The sequence below is a fragment of the Sphingobacterium siyangense genome, assembly GCF_023277505.1.
In the GTDB taxonomy this organism is placed as follows: Bacteria; Bacteroidota; Bacteroidia; order Sphingobacteriales; family Sphingobacteriaceae; genus Sphingobacterium; species Sphingobacterium siyangense.
In genome coordinates this window covers 1889904-1910611 of the sequence record NZ_CP080574.1, presented here as the reverse complement: position 1 = coordinate 1910611, position 20708 = coordinate 1889904, and the positions used below count along the sequence as shown (strand labels likewise).

Sequence of the window (20708 nt, the reverse complement as noted above, 5' to 3'; positions counted from 1 at the left end):
CTATTTTAAAATTTTATTCATTATCTAAACAAATAGGTCAATACGCAATTATTGTCCCTAAATAGGTTATATATCAGAAGAATTATGTCAGAAATACTAAGTAAAAAGGAAATAGAGCAGTTCATTCTTAGTGGCTTTGTTCGCATTGAAAATGCATTTTCAAAAGAAACAGCGGATGCAGTTTTAGATATCCTATGGAATGACCTTCCCTGTGAAAGGTCTAATCCGCAAACTTGGACCGAACCAGTTATACGCTTGGGTATGTATACTCAACCACCTTTTATCGAATCATTAAATACAAAAAAAATACATTTAATTTTTGATCAATTGGTGGGTAAAGACAGGTGGATCCCCTGTCGAAATGTGGGTACGTTCCCTATAAGGTTTCCATCTATCCAGAAACCAAATGATACGGGTAAGCACGTCGACGCAAGTTTCGCTGGCCATGACCCGAACAATTATTTTGAGTGGCGCGTCAATGTCAAATCAAAGGGTCGAGCCTTATTAATGCTTGTGTTGTATTCGGACGTAAGCGAAAATGATGCGCCTACGATCATATATGAAGGTTCTCACATCGATGTGGCAAAGCTCTTAGCGAAGGAGGGAGAGTTTGGTCTTTCATTTATGCAGCTTGCGAATAAGTTGGACGAGCTGCCCAAAAGGAAAGAGGTGTATGCAACGGGTAAAGCAGGTACAGTTTATCTTTGCCATCCGTTTCTAGTCCATTCAGCTCAACCACACAGTGGAACTCTGCCTAAATTTATGGCACAACCGCCCTTGCTGTTGAGGGGGGAATTGGCAATCTCGGATTCCACAGAAGGATATACTCCAGTCGAACAGGCTATCCGTTTAGGATTAGAATAGTCCAGGACATCCTACTAAAAGTGGTCGCAAAAGCAACCACTTTTTATTATTATCACCAGATACGGGCTAAATAATCAACGAATCAGAATAACCGTTGATCCTGTTCAAAATAGATTTTTCGGATCAATACAGGCCAATAACTTACAAGGGTTCCTTCTTTAATCTGCATGAAAAGATCTTGATCCGAAGGAATCATTCCTTTTAAATCATCCTTCTTCGCGGCAGATCCTTCCCCTTTCGACAGCTTTAATTGTTCTTCTGCAAGTTTTCGAAGCATCAGTTCATACCTGTTTTTTGAAGGTTTACGCTGGGCAATTTTTTTCAAAAGATCTGGATTTCCCTGATTATTCCCTTGCTGCAAATGCAGTTCAAGCCAGTCGGCCAATATTTCATTTTTTTCATCGGCATAAGGCTCCCCAACGCCCAAATTCATAGGCCATAATCTCGATTCCGCAATTTTCAACTTTGCCTCTTTATATTTCTTTTCAAGGATAAATTGGTAGGCCAACATTAATTTGGTCTGTACATAATACCGATGGCCTTCAGTTGCGCCTTCAAATGGAAGTATAGTCACCTCTTCCAATTCTTTCTCAGCACGCACGTATTCTTTCCCCAATAACAATGTACGTACCTGTGCCAAGGTTAGTATATAATTCTTCGGAAATTTGCGATGATATGCTGTACTCACCTTAAGCGCTTCTTTATAAGACTGACTATTGTTTAGGAGCTCCACCAAATGTAGCCCATATCGCCATTCTTGTGGTTCCATCAAGGTTGCCTGCTGCATCATCTGTACCGCCAGATCTATACGGCTCGTATCTTGCAAACTTGATTTCAGCGCATAATAGGCGGCAAAATCTGTTGGCTCCTGTGCTACTGCCGACAAAATTTCTCTTGCTTTTTGAGGTTGATTCCTGAAACGATACAATAGTGCAGTCAGATAATCGATCGTCCAACTTTTACTGTTCTCTTTTGCCCATTGGAATACCTGGTTACTTTCTTCTCGAAATGGGAAGACAAAAGCTGGCTTACTTTGCGTTGCCTGATTTAACCATTCCTGACTGATCGACTTATTCGATCGTGTCAGCCAAGCTAGCCAAATTAAAGCTTCCGTATTCTTCTGTCCCGAGCGGAGTAGATCGGTGGCCGATTCAAACTCTCCAAGATCAGCATACCATATCGCCAGTTCCATCAGCTTTTCAGCGGCAAACTCTTGCCGGGATGAAAATGTCTTCTTTTCCTCAAATTGGAGAAAGGCATTAAACGGATCATATTGGAGAATTGTCTGACGGGAAAGACGATCTGTTACAGCTCCTTTTTTGTGCTGAACCAACACGTCCATCTGCAAGGCATCTATATTTAGCGGATTGGCAACCACAGCTTTTGCGATATAATCCCCTGCACGTTCATATTGTTTAATCCGATAGTAATATTTGGCCATTTGCACAAAGGAAGCACTTCGCCAAGTTGGATTTAATGAAGCGACTTCAAAACCATCTAAAGCATCGTTATCTTTTTTTAGCTTAATCGCTGCCAAACCATAGTAATAATTTGCCTGTGCTTCATAAGTATCCATAGACAATGCTTGCCGGGCATAGGCATAACATTGCTGATATTCCATTTTAAACCAGGCCAGTTTGGCCATTTCAAGGTAGGTCTGCGAAGTAGCGCCATGCTGGATCAGTTCCTTTAATTTTACTTCCGCAAGCGTATATTGCCTAAAGCGAATGAGATCACGTATCTCCAATAATTTGGTCTGCCCCGTATCTAAGCTTACTTCCGTTGAAATTACAGTAGGTCTATTCAGTTTTGACCAAGATGTATCCGTTCTGAGATTAAAATAATCCTGTCCCAATTTCAGATAGCGAGGTCTTGAGTCGGTTGCTACCATCAAGGATAATTTGGTAGGTTCGCCCAATTGGGCTTCAATAAAACTTCGATTTAATACAGTACCTATGCTATCAAGCACATATATACTATCTTTTAAAGGTCGCTTTGGATCAAGATCCAATAATAGCTTATTGTTCTCACGTTTTATCTGAATTGCTGCTGACAGTTGTATCTCCTTCGGTTTTCCTATCCCTGAAAATGGCATCCAGTATTCCGTCCAACTGTCACTTTGATAAGGAGCAAATCCAAGTTGTTTAAAGGGGGTCTGGCTGCTGGAAGGAACATTTTGATTGAACAGGCGTCCACTTTGGATTTCCACATATTGCCCACTCTGATCAGTCAGTAAATTTTCCCAGATCTTGCCATCTCCAGCCTGCGACCAAAGAAATATCTTTTTCCCTAATTTATCTTCACGGAGGGCATAACGGGCCATTCCATAATTATGATCTGTATAGTAAACCCCGAAAGCATTACTATGCGCGCCCAATACATGATATGATTTAGAACTGCCAAAAGCATTGTCGCTATAGTTAGAAAGATCCCGTCCCTGGCTATCGATAGGCCAGGCATGCGCATCCCCATCATGACCGATATATTGATTTCCGGGATACAAAAACTTCAGATCTTGTCCCGCAGCAACACCCAGATTCATCCAGGTATAATAAGGTTGTTCAACCGCATTGGCATTATACCAAAAGGAGCGTGTAGAAAAATAACCTTTGTCTTTTTCTAATCGGATCTCCAAGGTCCAGTTACTACGGCTCAGCATATCATAAGCGTGGATAAAGCAACTTACGCTTCCATCCGCATTTTCCTGCGTAAGGTAATCGACCGGTGTAGACGTATTGGGCGTGTGTCCAATAATACCATAATTAGCTTCGATACCACCACTCGTCCATGGTCCCCGCATGGCAATATCCCTAAATTTCACAACGCCATTGTTGTAAATATAGTCCCGCTTATTGACCTTATCATAGGCCGACCAAATTTTCCCACCGATCTCTGGCATCACCTGTACCCGAATATAATCGTTTTCCAGGATAACGGTTTTCCAGTCCTTTTCAATAGCCGTATTTGTAAAACCGTCAAAGCGGAAATAAGGATACAACTTTTGAGCTGAAGCTATGGGATCCGGATCCGTAAAGGGATAGGTTACATAACGTTTCTTAAGCTCAGAAACCTTTGCCGGATGCTGTGCAAAAACTCCGAGCACACAGCTGCCCATTGCCCATAACATAATCCACTTTTTCATTGGCATTTTAATTTAAAAATTTCACAATTTTAATGGCATTCCCCAAATCGTTGATTTGTCCGATCTGATTAAATCCGTCATGTAAGCCTTTACTTCACCGAATTTCAACATAAATGAATCTATCATAGGTTATTTGCATCTTTGCATCAACAAAAAGCCTATGATAAATTGCACCTTGTAGCAATATCGTACTGCTATTCAATAATCAACAAAAGTCCTTTATTCTTTTCTACCGGAATCGCATCGCCTAATTTATACTGCGCTCCCTTTTGAAAATTAGGAATTAATGGTGCGGATAATTTTGCATTTCCAGAATCAATCCCCAATTTTTCCCAGTCAATGGCCAATTTTACATCCACATCACCATCCGCCCAGCTAGCGATAGCTACCATTGCCTTGCCCGCACGGCTATAAACAGTTGTAAGAACTTTATCATGATCGGTTTTAACAGGAATATTTGGCGACCAATAACCTATCATTTTACTCCCTTTGATGCCAAATTGATCCCACGCTCTCCATAGATCAGCAGGTGTCAATTTTTGGTAAGGCATCCTATTGGTCATGCCATAGAGCATACCCCGCCAAGGATTTCCACCATCCTGTAGCATTTCACCCATTAAACCAAACGGAATGCCGCTCACCTCGGTAAGGAAAAAATCGGGTTGGTTATTCTCGTAGTCAAAGTATTCACCAAACCATAATCTATTGATGTACGGAAAATGCTCCAGATACAGATTCGCGCTATTATTGAATCCATCACTTTTATTATATTGATTTGCCGAATGCAAATCGATCAGACCAGGTTTGCCATTTTTTGTCAGTACACGTTTTATTCTTTTCATGGTTACCCGATCGAAGGCAACATCATCCAAATAAATCCCATCGATACCGATATGATATACCAGCCAATTCATGCCTTCCACGTAATAATTGTGCCATCTATTCATTCCGCTATTGATAATAGCCGCGTCTTTAAATTGGGGAACATACCATGCAGCGATATAATTTTTACCCACATGCTCCTGCAACCAGGAATATCCGCCTCCTTTTCCAGGTGAAAACACCTCAGTGCCCAGGCTACGCAATGGATAGAGCTCATAAACCCGATTTGAAACCTCACGAACGGTATTGTAGATCTTGACCTTTAACCCCTTATCATGTGCCTGATCGATATATTGCTTCATTTCTTTTGTCGCAATAAACGGATAATTGATATATGGATTTATTTCATTTCCATGATGGATATTGATGACATTAGATCCACTTGCAACAACAGAATCAACGGGTTTATAGGCATGGTAATACCGTTCATTCCATTGCGCTTCCGTATTGATCGGGTGAAAAGGGGTAATTAGCAGGTTAAAATTGAAATAAAGCACATCGCCTTTTTTGAGTTCACGGGCTCCGCTGTAACTATTGACCAAAACCGATTTTCCTTTCAGGCCAATATCAATTCCCCCTTTATTTTCATTACCCCAGGACTGTGGCAGCACAAGTGGCTTTTGAAGATAAAAATTCGTATTGAGCGGCCGAGAATAATGCTCGTCACGGAGTGAAAACTGGAGTCCGGCATCTACAGCACCTATCCAACCACCATCCTGATTTTTATGGGCTACATCCCATTTCCAGGTAAGCTGTTCGGGCCTCTTTCCTCCCTTTTGCCCAAGTCCCATAAAATAATCCGTCTTATCGGGCATCATCGGGATATGCATCGTGGCATCTTTTAATGACAGGTCCTTTAGCGCCGTCAGCTTGACCACATAATGCATATAACCATCAAATTCCAATTTACCCTCTACTTCCATTGTCAGATCGGAAGACTCATTTTTGGCCGTCCAACTATATTCACCGTCACTTTTGGTTTCAAATCGGATCCCGCTTGGTTTAAGTTGAATTTCCTTTCCGTCTGAAGCACTATAAAAATGAAAATGAAGCGGTTCAAATAAGAGATTATTCGCCTTGGATGATATTTCAGTCAATTCGGGCGTAAAAAACGTACTGATCTGTTTTGGAAAACCACTCGCATGGAGTGTCACCTCGCGGCCTAAAATATGCAAAGTAGAATCTGCTTTTAATTCAATAGCTGTATAAGGCGCGACCACTGTATTTTTTTGAGCCAATGTCGAATTGAGCCATGGTAATCGCGTCATTTTCCAAGGTTGATCAACACCGGATACATCACCTGAAGCATCTGAAACCCTTATTTCCACATTGACCTGTTTCGCTACCGCATTTTTTGGCTTTACGGTAACCACGCCATGGTAAGTTCCGCTTGCAGTGACCTCCGGAATCTGTATACCACACCACAGGGCCTGAACCTTATCTTTTGGTATATCAACCTGGAGTGCCATTGCTTTTCCGGTATAATCCGTACCTTGGGTATTGATACAATTCAGGCTATTCGCGGGAATAATAGCCCCATCACTTGCTTTAAAATCCGAGAATGAAATTTGGATTTCATGGAGGTCCTGCTTTGGAGACCATAACCCGAGTTGAAATGCATAAAATTCACCTTTCTGCCCTGTGCCCTGCAACTTAGTCATGGCTTTACCTTTCATAAGCCAGCGTTGCGGAAGATTGCTTTCCATTTTAATCGGAAACTCCCGCAATTCAGGAAAAAGATAATAAGCGGCATTCGCATTTCTGTTCACAAAGCCTCGCACTTCTTCGGCACTCGCGATCAGTTCCATCGGATCGTTACTATTGTATTTATCTACGGCATCAAAGCGTGCAACAGTAACTCCTTTTGAGTTCCCTGCCGCATGCTGTGCTACTTTCGCTGGTGCTGAAACGGCATTTTTAAGATAAATTGCATCCGGATAATTGCGGCTGCGGCCACCCATCTGATACGGTAAATAATAGACATAGTAAACGCCCTTCCCGGAAATCGGCTTAAACCGTAGTCCACCAGATTCCGTATTCATCCAAAGATAAGAGCTGGGTGCGATTTGCTTATTGCTGACGCTGTCGACGATAATAACTTGCTGATTTGCCTCAACCCAGCGATTTCGCCACGGAATAGTAACCTGCACCTCCTTCTGATCCGTGTTTACCTGCAGCACTGCTCGATGATTACCCAGCTGGTCCGCATCCCACTTTTGTGTTTCCGGAGGATAGGTCAATTGCGCCCGGGCCGAGTTTGTGCATAAGGATACGGCAAGGATAATTGCCAGCTTATAAGAGGCTGTTCTTTTTTTCATGCGAATAGTATTTATTCAAAATATTTTTGTCTTTACCAAGCTTTTCCATAAGCCTGATACGATTTACAAGCTGCACTGCTTCCCCAACATGAGTCCGTAGTGCAGCTACTTTTATTGGTCAATAAGAGGACTAAAATTAAGTTTTATTCCTAACATCTTAACTTAGTTTTGCCTGTATTTATGCCAGGTTTCCTCAGGCACATAAATAGCGCGATACGGAATAAAATAAGCGTTTAATTCCCAAAGAACTTTTCCCGATTTATCCGTCACCAGTACACTACCTGTTTTCGAGCTAGTCTGCAGTAAATTACCATTATCCAGTTCATAGGCACTGCCCATTCTTGCTGTAAACTGCTTTTTCGGAATTGGGGCCGCATAAGCTACTGTTGCCGTTTTATTCTTTTGATCAAGCCTAAAAGCGATCGCCCGTGATTGCTTATTGGCTGTTGTGCTGTCACGCGGAGAAAAATCACCATTGTCAAAAAGCAACAGCTCACCAGTTTTTGTGATATGCGGTGCATGCTGGAAATAAAATAGTTCCTGGTCCTTTAATTTATAATCGCCACCCTTTCCCAATTTCCAGAGAATATCACCAGTTTTAGCATCAATTTTCCAGACCTGATTTTCAATTGGTGAAGAAGTCAAATAATTGTTGTCACGATCGAAGGAAATGGTATTAAAATGAAATCGGTCATGCTTCAGGCTGTCTAATTTTTTATCCTGCTGAATATCCCATTTTTCCCAGGGAGACCATTTCTTCAAGATATTACCTTTTATATCCATCGTCAAAATAGCATCGCCCCAAAGGGTATCTTTTGGATGGTTGGGCCGATCGTCGATCCTAAAATCCCGCACGATACCGACAATATTATTATTGTGATCCATCTGCACATCATGGTGCATGATGATCCCTTTTTTATCCAAATCGATACGTGCTATTTCTTTACCCGTAAGATCAATTTCAACAAGTACAGTCCCACCGACAAATCCGATACGACCACTTCTTAAATAATAACTTGCATTGGTCGATTTCTTGCTTGGCTGATTGGGTTTGTTGAATTCATCTTTACTCGCTGGAGCCAATAAGGCAAGGATAGTACCCCTTGGGGTCAAAGAGGCAAGACGCACGCCCAGCTTTTCGTCCTGCCAATACCAACGAATCGTCCCCTTGCCGTCCACCATGGCCATGTAGCCCGGAAATCCGCGATAACATAATAATACCATACCATTACCTAGGGCCTTTTCATCATGTGGATGATCGGCCTTGATCCAGTCGTGCACCATCCATGGCGATTGCGCTCTTGTTTTAAAAGATTGTTCGCTGGATTTTATGGGAATAATCCGGTCTATGATAACCCTAAATTTATAGCTTGTATTTGGTTCAAGCGTCATTAACGGAATGTTATGCTGAACAGCAGCATTTGAAACAGTTGTTTTATAAGACTGTTTATCCCCCTCCTTCCAATACTCCACATACACGGCTTCTGCCTTATTTAGTTTCACCTGAATAGCAGCGTTGAGCGGCAAATTATTGGGTGAGCTCACCTCAATATTTTCAATGTCAACCTGATGTGCATAATAATAGTAAGCAGCAAATACTGCTATAGCCACCACAATCAGTGCAATAATTGCTTTAATTGGTTTCATCTGTAAATAATTTCAATTCCACTGGTCTATCAAACAAAGCGCATTACCGACTATAATGCGCTTTAGTTTGGGTTATTTAGGCAATCGCGATGGATTAGCCGTCGTCATTTCTTGATGCAAACGTGCTTCTTCCAATGGATAAGGGAAATAGCGCATGGCTTCAGTGACATTTTCTTTCAGTCCGCGGCCTTTCAAATATGCATTGCTTACTTTTTCATAGCGGCCCAGGCGGATCAGATCCTGACGTCTTTTGTATTCAAAGACAAGCTCAAAACCACGTTCGTCAACAAGCGCATCAATCATTGCCTCCTTACTTGCAGGACTAGGGAAATCAGGATGCTTACCATATTCAGGTGCCCTAGCTCTCTTCCGGACTTCATTGATATAAGGCAATGCTGCCGCGGGTCCGTTCAGTGCATTTTCAATCTCAGCCTTGCATAAAATAACATCCGCCAAACGGAGAACCTGAATCGTGCGCCCATCCAGATAGGAGTTATTGACCATATCATAAGAATACTTTTTCGTCGCAACATTTTGCAGGAATTTTACGGTATCACTTGGCGGAGTAGTCTGTCCTTTAGCAGGCAACATGTAAAAAAATCCATACTTTGTATTTTTGTCCCGTGCAGCCTTTCCGGTGTAATTATAATAGAAAAACTTTTTACGCGGATCGAGATCACTATATTTTCGCCAAAAATCAAGGGAAACACCATAGTACTGCCATCTATCCGGTACTTCAGGGTTGTCAGTCGGACCAAAGTGATTGGTAATCTCGCCTCCATTTAATGTAGGCTCATGCAAGATGCCAAATATCAGCCCCATATCCATTTTATTATTGTCGGACCACTCCTTCTTAAAATCTGGATTCAGCGTGTATACACCTTTATCACGTAACGCTAAAACCTGATCGATATACGTTTTTGCTTTTTCATAATTGTGCGAACGCATATACATCTTTCCCATTAAGGTCAACGCAGCGCCTTTTGTAGCACGGCCAATACCCAGTTCGTCCGACCATTTCTCCGGCAAATTATCGATTGCATACTGACAATCTTCAGCAATCTGTGCATCAATTTTCTCTACAGCAACCAAGGGTTCATTGTAGCTTTCCGTCGGATTCTTGACTGTCGTTATCAGTGGTACCGGTCCCCAGGCATCTGTAAGATCCATATAAGATAATGACCGCAAGAACCTGGCCTGTGCGATAATTTTCTTCTTGCGATCGTCGGGAATAGTTACACTCTCAATACGATCAATCAACATATTGGCATTGCTGATCACCTGGTACATATTCTGATAATTAAATTTAAAATACCTGTTATTATCATCATATGTAAAGTTACTCATCCGTGTAGGATCACCTGCCGCTGTAGAAAAGCCTATATCCGTTGCGTAATCGGTGATCATCACCAAATAACCCGCATAGTATAAATAGGCATCCCCCGGATAAGGCGATAAACTCGTATAGACACCCGTCAGGGCAGCATTGATATCACTCTCTGTTGAGTAGGCATTTTTTGTCGTCAGATCACTGTATAATTTAGGGTCAAGCTTGGTACAGCTATTCAAGCTGAGTCCCAAAACAGCGGCCAAACCCGCCATTCCCAAGATATATTTTATATTATTTTTAAACGTCTTCATGTCATTTCTGATTTAGATATTAGCTATTAAAATGTTGCACTTACACCAAAAGTAAACGAGCGCATCGAAGGATATGAATTAAAATCCAGACCTACCCCAGCATTGGCACTCTGATTATTTCCAGCTCTATTTTTAACCAGCGCATCATTTTCATATCCCTTGGTATCCACCTCAGGATCCCATCCAGAATAATTGCTAATCGTAAATAAGTTTTCCGCCATACCATATACCCGTATCGATTGAACCGCTTTTGTTTTCAATGGAATGGTATAACCCAGTGTCAGATTACGCAGCCGCAAAAAAGAAGCATTCTCAATAAAATGGTCATTGATATAGCCACCATAGTTCATGTAGTAAAATCCGTTTCTTGGAATCTCCGTATTGGTGTTTGTCGGAGTCCATCTATTTAAAGCTTCTGTGGTACGTTTCCACTCCAAATTCATACGTGTCATATTGAGCAGATTGTTTCCGACATTCCCATAAATGAAGGCCGTCAGATCAAAGTTTTGATACGCGAATGTATTGGTCATACCAAAATTGAACTTCGGATAACCACGACCGATGATCGTCCGGTCCGCTGAATTGATTGTACCATCGCCGTTCACATCCGCGAACTTCGGATCGCCAGGTTTAGAATTTGGCTGTGGCGCATAGTTTTCTCCTTGTTGAATAACCCCCAGGTATCTATAGCCAAATAAAGAGCCCAACGATTCCCCGACACGAATAACCGAATAAGCTTCTTCAGAAACATTACCCATTGGTTTTGACGAAGTCAACAATTGTTCAGGCTCTCCACCCAAGCTTGACACCTTATTGCGGTTCATCGTTAAATTCAATTTTGTCTCCCAGGTAAACGCTCCTGTCATATTCTTACTGGTTACCGAAAACTCCAACCCTTTGTTATTCATCGTACCTAGATTGCGCTGTCCGGAGGTATATCCGGTGTAATAAGGCAATATACTCTTAATCAAAAGATCATTGGTTTTCTTATAATAGGCATCTACGGTAAAGGCTAATCGATTCTTAAAAAATGAAAAATCAAGTCCGACGTTATATTGCGTCGTGGATTCCCATTTTAATTTATCGTTTTCAGGATAAGTTGGGTTTTGTTTAACGCCACCCGAATTGGTCACACCATCAAACGTATAGTGCCCATTATCCATCAATCCATAAGAAGCATAATCCGCAACGCGATCATTACCCGTCTGTCCATAACCCAACCTAAATTTTAGATCCGAAAATAACTGCTGCTCTTTCATGAAATCCTCATTGTTGACCTTCCATGCAAAAGCTGCTGAAGGAAAGGTTCCCCAACGATGGTTGGGACTAAAGCGCGATGATCCATCACGACGTAAGGTTGCAGTCAACAGGTACTTATCAGCATAGGCGTAATTTACCCGCCCGAAAAAAGAGATGACCAAGTTCTCTGCTTTAGCAGAATTTACTCCCGTAATACTAGAGGCCATTCCTAAATTATTGTATTCCAGCAGATCCGTTGAAAAACCTTTCACATTGATCCCCTTATTGTTGCGCACGTATTTCTCATACGAATAGCCCCCCATCACACTCAAATTGTGTTTCTCATTAAACACCTTTGCATAGGTAGCATAAAAATCAATCAGGTTATGGGTTTCATTATAATCGGCCTGACTTGCCACACCATCATCTATCCCACCCTGATAAGAGTCTCGAGTCAGATAACTGCCCAATTGATCATGTGTTATTTCTGTTCCTGCATCCATGCGCAAGGTCAGTTCCTTGATCGGATTTACCTCAAGAAAAATATTTCCATTCAACTTGTCCCTTTGCACATCATTGATCCGTGACATCAGGTTGGCCAAGGGATTATCCCCCTGCCCTCCTGGAGGTCTTCCAAAACTACCGTCTGCATTGTAAACAGGTACCGTCGGATCATAGGTCAATATGCTGTATAAAACATTTGAATTCAGGATATTTCCGTCATACACCTGCATATTCGATTTTTCCCGTTGCGCGGATAGGCTCGCCCCAGTGCGGATATAATCGTTTACCTTTTGATCCACGTTGATACGTCCCGAAATACGATTAAAGTCTGTCGTCTTCAAAACACCCTTTTGATCAAAATAACCTATGCTCGTCAACACTTTGGTTTTCTCACCACCTCCGGAAAACTGTAAATTATGGTTTTGCAAAATACCGTTCCGCATGGTCTCCTTTACCCAATCCGTATTGACATCAGACTCGAGCTGTGATTTGGTGTAGACTGCATATTCCTGATTTTCTTGCCCCTGAATCTCCTTATAAAGTGCATTGGCAAGATTCATATATTGCTTACCGTCGAGAAAGGTGAACGGTATAATCGGCTTCTGTGTCCCCACATAGCCACTATAGGTAATGTTGTTTTTATCCGTAAGTCCACGTTTTGTGGTAATGATAATAACACCATTGGCACCTCTGGAACCGTAGATAGCCGTTGCCGAAGCATCCTTTAAGATATCCATGGAAGCAATATCATCAGGATTGATGTTGATTCCATTATTTGTTGGAAATCCATCGATCACATAGAGTGGATCATTACTTCCACTAATCGAATTGGTTCCGCGAATCCGAATAGACGTGCTACCACCCGGGGCCTTTGAATTCTGGGTTACAACGACACCGGATGCTTTACCCTGTAGGGCCTGCCCTACATTGCTCACCGCTCCTCCTTTCGTTAGTTCGTTGCTGGAAAGCGATGCAATGGCACCTGTCAGATCGCTTTTCTTTTGTTTACCGTATCCGATCACGACAACATCTTCTAGCTGATTCACCTGATCCTCCAAAATAATGGAAAGAGTGGTGGCTCCATCAGCGGAAACCTGCACATTTCGTTCTACATAGCTTTGATACCCGATGTATGAAAAAGTCAGTTCATACCCCTTTCCATTCGGTACATCAGCAAAACGAAAACTCCCATCACTCGCACTCGAGGCTGCTGTTGAAAAACTGCTGCCGGGATTTTTCAAAATTATACTTACCCCTGCCAGCCGTTGCCCCGACGAGTTTTTGATTACACCATTTATTGTTCCCGCTAGACATCGAAAAGATAACAGTGTCAAGACAAGAAAAATAAAAAATGGTTTCTTGGTTAAGTTGAAATTTACCATGATTCTATTTTTTAGGTTTGAGTATATATGTATTATGTTGTTTTTCAAGAATAAACGGATTCACCTCAACAATCAACTGCAGAATAGACGCCGCAAGATCCGTTTTGTCTTTCAGATCCATTGTTGGATTCTTGCTAAACCGCCCCTTTATCCGATAGTTTTTAACGATTAATGAATCATAGGATATAGGTACATCAAGCTCATGATTGATATATTGAATAATATCAGATACAGCGGTTTCTTCCAATTGGAGCCAATTGGCGCTCTGGTGAATTGTTGCCGGATTGCGGTATTGTTTTTCCGTCGCGGAAAGCATAAGCTGGGCTGGTAGACTTTCCCTCGCGCTCATTTTTGGCGTACCTCTGAAATTTGAAACAAGCATCTTGTTCGCCCCGCCAAAATAAATCTGTTGGCCAGGTTTCAAAATGTTTGTCTCTACTACGGACGGTTCTATAGATTCAACGCGAACTTTCCCCTCAAATAATCGGATCAAAACATGTTCAACTGCCGCATTATAATCCACAATGAATTCTGTTCCCAGCGCTGTGGTCATCAACGTGCCGCTTTCGACGATGAAAGGTTTTGAAGGATCCTTTGCTACTTTAAAATTGACTCTTCCACTGAATAGTTTAACCCGCCGAAAATCAAGATCCGGTTTTATACCTAGCTGAATCAGTGCACCGGGTTCCAAGGTTAAAATTGAATTGTCTGCTGCAATAATTTCTTTAGGCTGAGCAGAAGGGTTGTAGTAAATTTCATGAATGAAGCTTGCTGTTTGTATAGGTTTATCGGTTGATGTGCTCAAAAGATTGGATAAAACGAACAGGAAACCAAACAGAACAAATACAGTAATAATTCTCAACAGGCTATCGCCACCACGTTTTGACTTATTTTCCTGATTGATATAGGATACCCAATCATCTTCCGAAATGAGATCGTCCAATAATGTCGGATCGTCATTCAGCCAGGTGAACACAAGTTTCGCTTCCTCAGCAGAACATTCATTCGCCAGGAATTTATTTAATAAGGATTTGCGATTCATAACAGTTTCTATCCTTTTAGCGGGATAGGTATATAACTGTTATACGCATAGTGATGGGCTTGTCCCCTAAGACAACTTAAAAAATTTTTTAATAAATTTCAGGCCAATGCTAACGTGGTTTTCTACAGTCTTCGGGGAGATGGACAATTTGACGGCAATTTCTTTATAACTCAATTCTTCAATTTTATGAAGATAAAACACCTGTTGCCGCATAAAAGGCATTTGTGTAATCAGCTCTTTTACGTATTCTAACTCTCCTTTATAGGCAATTTGTCGTTCAAGATCTTCATATTGGGTCAGTACAAATGGTTTCTCAAACGCTACATATTTTCTATTCAATGCACGCCGGCGCAATTCATCAATCAATTTTGTGCGCGCAATTTGGAAGAGCTGGGTACTGAATTGGATTTGCTGATTCGCATTATTTTTGCGTTCCCAAACAATTAAAAAAGTCTGTTGGACGACATCTTCAGCAAGATTCGAACATTGGGTCTTCTGATACAGAAAATAGTATAATTTCCTGTACCAATAACGATAAGCTAAAAAAAACTCTTTTTCGTTAGTAGGTGCCCGCTGTAGGATTTTATTAATCATAATCTACATTTAGATAGTCTTGTTTCAATGCTGTTATCCTTTTCACAAAGAACATCGAAATTGGTATCTGACAGAATTTCAATTTGATCCATCAAAATGACCCATGCTTTTTGGCTAGTTATCCACCTCTAAAGTGATTATTTTTTATCAAAAAAACAAGACAATATTTTCAATAGAGCAATTGCTTCTATCTCTATTTTAAGCACCTTCTTTCCTAAAAGCTTTTTGGTCTCACAAGAACCAACCGTCGTGAAAGTAAACTACGGGTTCTTTCCGGTCAAAAGAAACGAATTGTAAGAAACGAATTGTTTCAAAAAAAGAAGGTATTTAGCTGATAAGAGTAAGTTCCTATCAGCTAAATACCTTTCAAAATAAAACGAACTTCTTGAAGTTGCTTGTTTTACTGATCCTTATACAGCAAATTAATAACCCGTATTTTGCTTCAAATTTGGATTGACGGCAATCTGTTGGCTCGGGATTGGATAAACCAATGTTTTGGGATCGGCATCCGCAGCCTTTTCTTGCCAGGCCAATAAAAATTTACCAAAACGAATCAAATCCTGTCTTCTCCAGCCTTCCCAATATAACTCGCGAGCACGCTCATCCAATAAATTATCGAGCGTCAATGCCGTCAAGTTATTAACACCACGGTTCGTCCGAATAGTATTGACCAAACCGAGTGCCTCTGTTGCTGTTCCTGTTCCACCTCTCAGAATAGCCTCTGCTTGCATCAGCAATACGTCGGCATAACGAAATACAACCCAGTCGTTGTTTCGTTGGCCAGTGACGGCATAATCAAAAGCATACTTCATTGGACGGATACCAGCTGTTTCCAGGGTTGCACCCGAGGTACGGATGGTCACTTCACGCGTAAAGACCAAAGGCGCATTCGCTGGGTTCCGCGCCATTAAAGGTTTGTTTGTACTCCAATTGTATTGCTGTCCAGCAAAAAAACCAACATTTTGACGTTTGAATTCTTTTGTTCTGTTAGAAGTCGTATCAGCTGGATAATTATAATAAATTCCCCTTCTCTCATCAGTATCCGAAAATTTATCGTAATAGTCTGATAAGGTACACCAGCCATTCCAACCCCCTGGATTCATATTATAGTGAGCAACGGTATTCCAGGTACGGTCCACATTTCCACCTCTATCTCCATTTTTATTGTATAAAGTGAAAATATTTTCAGTAGACTTCTCGTCGTTATCCGGCGCAAAATTATCAAAGTATTTGCCCTTCGCAGAAATCGTATAGGATCCCGAAGCGGTAATTTCTTTGGCTAAGGTCACTACCTTATTCATATCCTCGGCAGCAAAAGAAGGAGCTTGTCTATTTAAAAATGTTCCCTTATTCAAATAAATCTTCATCAATAATGCTTTCGCCGCATTTTTATTGGCTACATATGCCGCTCTCGGCCCGTTTGCAGGCAAACTCGCTATAATTTCGTTGAGATCCTTCACCATATAGTCAATAGCCGCCTGTGGCTGCAACACCTCTGGTGCGATTCTAAAATCTTCAAAAGAGGCTCCTTCCCGAACGGGTACTACGCCATAGAGATCCAACATATCAAACATGACCAACGCACGAATAAACTTCGCTTCAGCGCCTTGCTGCGCACTCGGATTATACCGCAACACATTGCCCGCATTATAGATGGCTGTACCCAAACTGACAAAAGTATTATTCATGTAGCCATTATCTGCATTCCAGGTATGTAAATGGATCGCACGATGCATACCATTATCATCCCAGTCGCCACCCCGTGTAGGGGCCATGGCTGCGTCCGTTGATATTTCCTGCATCACCCAGCGCTGTTCCTGCTGATAAGGGGTATTCAATGAATTGTAAGCTGTGATCAACAAGCTTCCAGGATCCACATTGGATGTCCCTTCCTCTAATTCTCCTTTAAATTCCTCCTTTAGTTTCGTACAAGAAAATGTACTTGTTACAATGGAGCCAATTATTCCGATATATAATAAAGTTCTTAATTTCATCTTTTTCATCCGTCTAAATTTGATTATTTATTCATCCATTTTGACTGTAAGGCATTCATACTGCCTTTGGTGTTTCATTCGTAATGAGGCGATCAGATTTATTCATTTTTATTCATTCACTAATACGTTTAAATCCATCGTGATGCTCTCCTCTTTTTATTATCTAATGATCTACAGTATACGCTTAAAGTGAGAAGTTAACCCCCAATAGGATATTTCTTGCCGGTGGATAGGGTAAATATTCGATACCCAACGAAGGAATACCATTTGTTGCACCATCTGTATTCACCTCAGGATCAAATCCTGTATACTTCGTGATGATGAAAAGATTCTGTCCAGTAAGGGATACATTTAAATTCTTAAGTGTTCTACCTACATTTCCAACACGATAGCTTAAAGTAAGATTGGCCATTTTTAGATAATCACCTTTTTCAAGGAATCGCGTCGAAGGCGCAGCCGAATTGGAAGTAGACTCTTTTACAGCTGTATTAAAGAATGCTGAACCGATATTACGTGATGATAGATTACTCAATCCCAAAGTCGTCGCGGCCGTATTATTGAATAGATAATGTCCAAAAGCACCATTCATATTGGCAGCCAAAGAAAACTGTTTGTAATTTACGTTGGTAGAAATACCCAATAAAGTCGTCGGATTTGGACTGTGCATATAGAATTTATTAATTGCAGGGTCGTTGGCCGTACTGATACTACCATCCTGTCCGCGATACATGCTCATGCCTGTCTGCGGATCAATACCTTGGTAATCGGCCAGGTACCAAACATTCAATGGTTGCCCATTTACCATACGTTGTCCCAATACACCTGAAAAACCTTGTCCACGCAATGCCCCTGTTTCGTAATAGCCCACTAGACCGCTTACACTGTTTTTCAGGAAAGTTGCATTACCTGTCAAATCCCAAGTCCAATTGTCATTTTTAATAATTGTACCGGTCAACGCGACCTCTACCCCTTTATTGACAATCTCGCCATCCAAATTTACCCAGATACGCCCTGCTGGAGCTGGCTGTGCAAGAGTTTGCTCAAATAGTGCATCTGTGGTCTTCTTATTAAAATAATCAATGGATCCATACAGACGGTTACCCCAAATTCCAAAATCAATACCTGCATTGATCGTGGTCGAAGTCTCCCATTTCAAATCAGGATTACCATAGTTTGCCTGGCTTACACTTTGGTTACCAAAAACCAATCTATTTAACGATGCCCCAGATGGGAATTCTTGGTTACCTGTTTTTCCCCAGCCTACCCTTACTTTCAACTGATCAAAAATACCGGTAGATTTCAAAAACTCTTCCTGATTCACATTCCAGGCTACGGCCAATGAAGGGAACATGGCGTATTTGTTGTTTGAACCAAATTTCGTCGAGCCATCCCTTCTTACTGTTGCAGTCAATAAGTAGCGATCCAAGTAATTGAATCCGCCACGCAAGAAAAGTGATTGCAACTGGTTGGTTGGACTTCTATACGACGATATTTCACGCGTGGAAACAGGTGTATATTGTAGATAGTCAAAATAATCTAGTCCCATATAACGAAATCCACCGCCAAAGGAAATGTTGTTGTTGTAGTTATAATCCAAATACTCGTAACCTGCTACCGCATTGACACTCCAATCTGAATTGATTTGTTTATTGTAAGAGAGCATATGCGTCATTTGCAAGTTGGTTTCTCCGTTATTGGAAATAAAGGCCTGCTCATTGTTCACAGCTGAAGGATCAATAAGTCCTGCGCGGTACATCCCTTCACGGTTTCCAGTTTGTCGCATTGCACTATAGATAAAGCGATATTCCAAATCGTCTGTAATTTTATAGTATGGCGCCAAGTTGATTACCATGGTATTTGTTGTCGCTAAATCTTTAAAGGCATCAATACTTGTCAATGGGTTTCGCGTAGTTGAACTGACAAAGGTTAAATTGCCTTGATCGTCCCGTAATGGTCGTGTCGGATTCCATTGTAAGGCTTGGGAAATCACATTTCCTTCCGAACCTACCATCGCATTGATCGGTGCGTATTTATTATCCATTTGCGTCAAAAAGACTGCAAAATCCAATCCCAATCGTTTGTTTTCCAGAAAACGGAAATTCCCGTTAAAATTGGCTGTGTATTTCTTCAGCTGTGATCCACGAATAATACCGTTTTGGTTTAAATATCCACCTGAAAGGCGATACTTACCATACTCGGTTCCGCCAGCTACATCAGCATAGTAATTTTGCGTGATCGCTTTTCTTGTGATCGCTTTAAAGGCATCCTCATTGCCACCAAAATCAGCATTTGCGACTTCAGATGGTGTATAATATTTCAACGCTTCTCTAAATCGAGCAGCATCTAACACATCCGGATATTCCCGCATGGTCGAAACACCTGCAGAGGCTCCTACAGAAACCTCGGGCTGCCCTACTTTACCTCTTTTCGTCGAAATAATGACAACGCCATTTGCCCCACGTGAACCATAAATTGCCGTAGCCGATGCATCTTTAAGGATGTCCATACTAGCAATGTCACCCGGATTCAAGTAAGTCAAAGGATTTCCTCTGTCGGAAGAAAAGCCTCCTCTTCCTTCAGGCAGAGGCGAATTACCCGACATAGGCACACCATCCAGCACAAATAATGGGTTGTTACTGGCACGGATCGATGAGTTTCCACGGATACGTACTGTGGTTGATCCGCCAGGTTGCCCCGTATTATTAATCACCATAACCCCTGGTGTCTTTCCTTGTATTAATTGATCGGGACTCGTCATGATCCCCTTATTGAAGTTTTTCGCTCCAATAGTGACCATAGACCCCGTGAGATCTTTTTTACGGGCGGTACCATAACCGATCACAACGACCTCATCTAGACCCTGACCGGCACTAGGTGCCAGCGCTACGGTGATATCGTTTCCCACAATGGGTACTTCTTTTAAAGTGTATCCAATAAAGGATACTTCCAGCGTTTTCGCTTCACTGGGAACAGTAAATGTAAAGGAACCTTCCGTGTCTGTTGTTGTAGCCGCGGTTCCCCCTTTTACCTTAATTGTAGCTCCTGCCAATGGACCTTGAGTCTCATCTACAACCTTTCCCTTCAAGACTTTCGTCTGGGCAACTACAATAAAAGATACAAGCAAAAATGTAAGCGTCATTACGCATTGTGCAAGTAGTTTATTTTTCATACGCTTTTTGATTGGTGGTTTAATTGATTTTTATATCATGCATCTAGGATACACAAATGATACTAAGTGATTTTAATGGTATTTTTTTTGCTCCAAAGCCCTTTTGAAATGCGTATAGCCTTCCCCAATAATGGCAAAGACGTAGCGCTCGGTATCAAGGACTTTAAAGCCAAAATTCAAAACCAAAGCATCGTGAACATCATGTCTCACATGTAAAAACAAAAACCTAACAAACTGAAAAACAAGGATACAGGACTTACCTGTCATAATTCTAGGGCGAAACATACGTT

The 20708-nt window shown here is 41.5% G+C and carries 10 protein-coding genes; 1 reads left to right on the top strand and 9 read right to left on the bottom strand.

Annotated elements, in window-relative coordinates:
• Window positions 1–84: 84 nt before the first annotated feature.
• On the top strand, window positions 85–864 hold the full coding sequence (locus K2F45_RS07665) for a phytanoyl-CoA dioxygenase family protein (protein WP_075991643.1): 780 nt from the start codon (window positions 85–87) through the stop codon (window positions 862–864).
• Between the two features lie 82 nt (window positions 865–946).
• Here the strand turns inward: K2F45_RS07665 and K2F45_RS07660 are convergent, their stop codons facing one another.
• The 9 genes from K2F45_RS07660 to K2F45_RS07620 all read right to left on the bottom strand — a co-directional run bounded on the left by K2F45_RS07660 (window position 947) and on the right by K2F45_RS07620 (window position 20418).
• Entirely contained in the window at window positions 947–4006 is a 3060-nt protein-coding gene (locus tag K2F45_RS07660) for a DUF5107 domain-containing protein (RefSeq protein WP_248933281.1), read from the bottom strand.
• Between the two features lie 194 nt (window positions 4007–4200).
• Entirely contained in the window at window positions 4201–7206 is a 3006-nt protein-coding gene (locus K2F45_RS07655; protein ID WP_248933280.1) for a glycoside hydrolase domain-containing protein, read from the bottom strand.
• A gap of 162 nt (window positions 7207–7368) precedes the next feature.
• Entirely contained in the window at window positions 7369–8853 is a 1485-nt protein-coding gene (locus tag K2F45_RS07650) for an aryl-sulfate sulfotransferase (RefSeq protein ID WP_075991639.1), read from the bottom strand.
• A 72-nt stretch (window positions 8854–8925) separates the two neighbouring features.
• Window positions 8926–10494 (bottom strand): RagB/SusD family nutrient uptake outer membrane protein, encoded by a 1569-nt coding sequence (locus K2F45_RS07645; RefSeq protein ID WP_216640451.1) that lies wholly within the window; start codon window positions 10492–10494, stop codon window positions 8926–8928.
• Between the two features lie 26 nt (window positions 10495–10520).
• Complete coding sequence (locus K2F45_RS07640) at window positions 10521–13619, bottom strand: SusC/RagA family TonB-linked outer membrane protein (RefSeq protein WP_075991638.1); 3099 nt, start codon at window positions 13617–13619, stop codon at window positions 10521–10523.
• A 4-nt stretch (window positions 13620–13623) separates the two neighbouring features.
• Window positions 13624–14661 (bottom strand): FecR family protein, encoded by a 1038-nt coding sequence (locus K2F45_RS07635; RefSeq protein WP_075991637.1) that lies wholly within the window; start codon window positions 14659–14661, stop codon window positions 13624–13626.
• A 66-nt stretch (window positions 14662–14727) separates the two neighbouring features.
• Complete coding sequence (locus K2F45_RS07630) at window positions 14728–15255, bottom strand: RNA polymerase sigma factor (protein WP_075991636.1); 528 nt, start codon at window positions 15253–15255, stop codon at window positions 14728–14730.
• 422 nt (window positions 15256–15677) lie between these two features.
• Window positions 15678–17258: a RagB/SusD family nutrient uptake outer membrane protein gene (locus K2F45_RS07625; RefSeq protein WP_237242035.1), complete on the bottom strand. Its 1581-nt coding sequence runs from the start codon at window positions 17256–17258 to the stop codon at window positions 15678–15680.
• 175 nt (window positions 17259–17433) lie between these two features.
• Complete coding sequence (locus K2F45_RS07620; RefSeq protein WP_075991635.1) at window positions 17434–20418, bottom strand: SusC/RagA family TonB-linked outer membrane protein; 2985 nt, start codon at window positions 20416–20418, stop codon at window positions 17434–17436.
• Window positions 20419–20708: the final 290 nt, after the last annotated feature.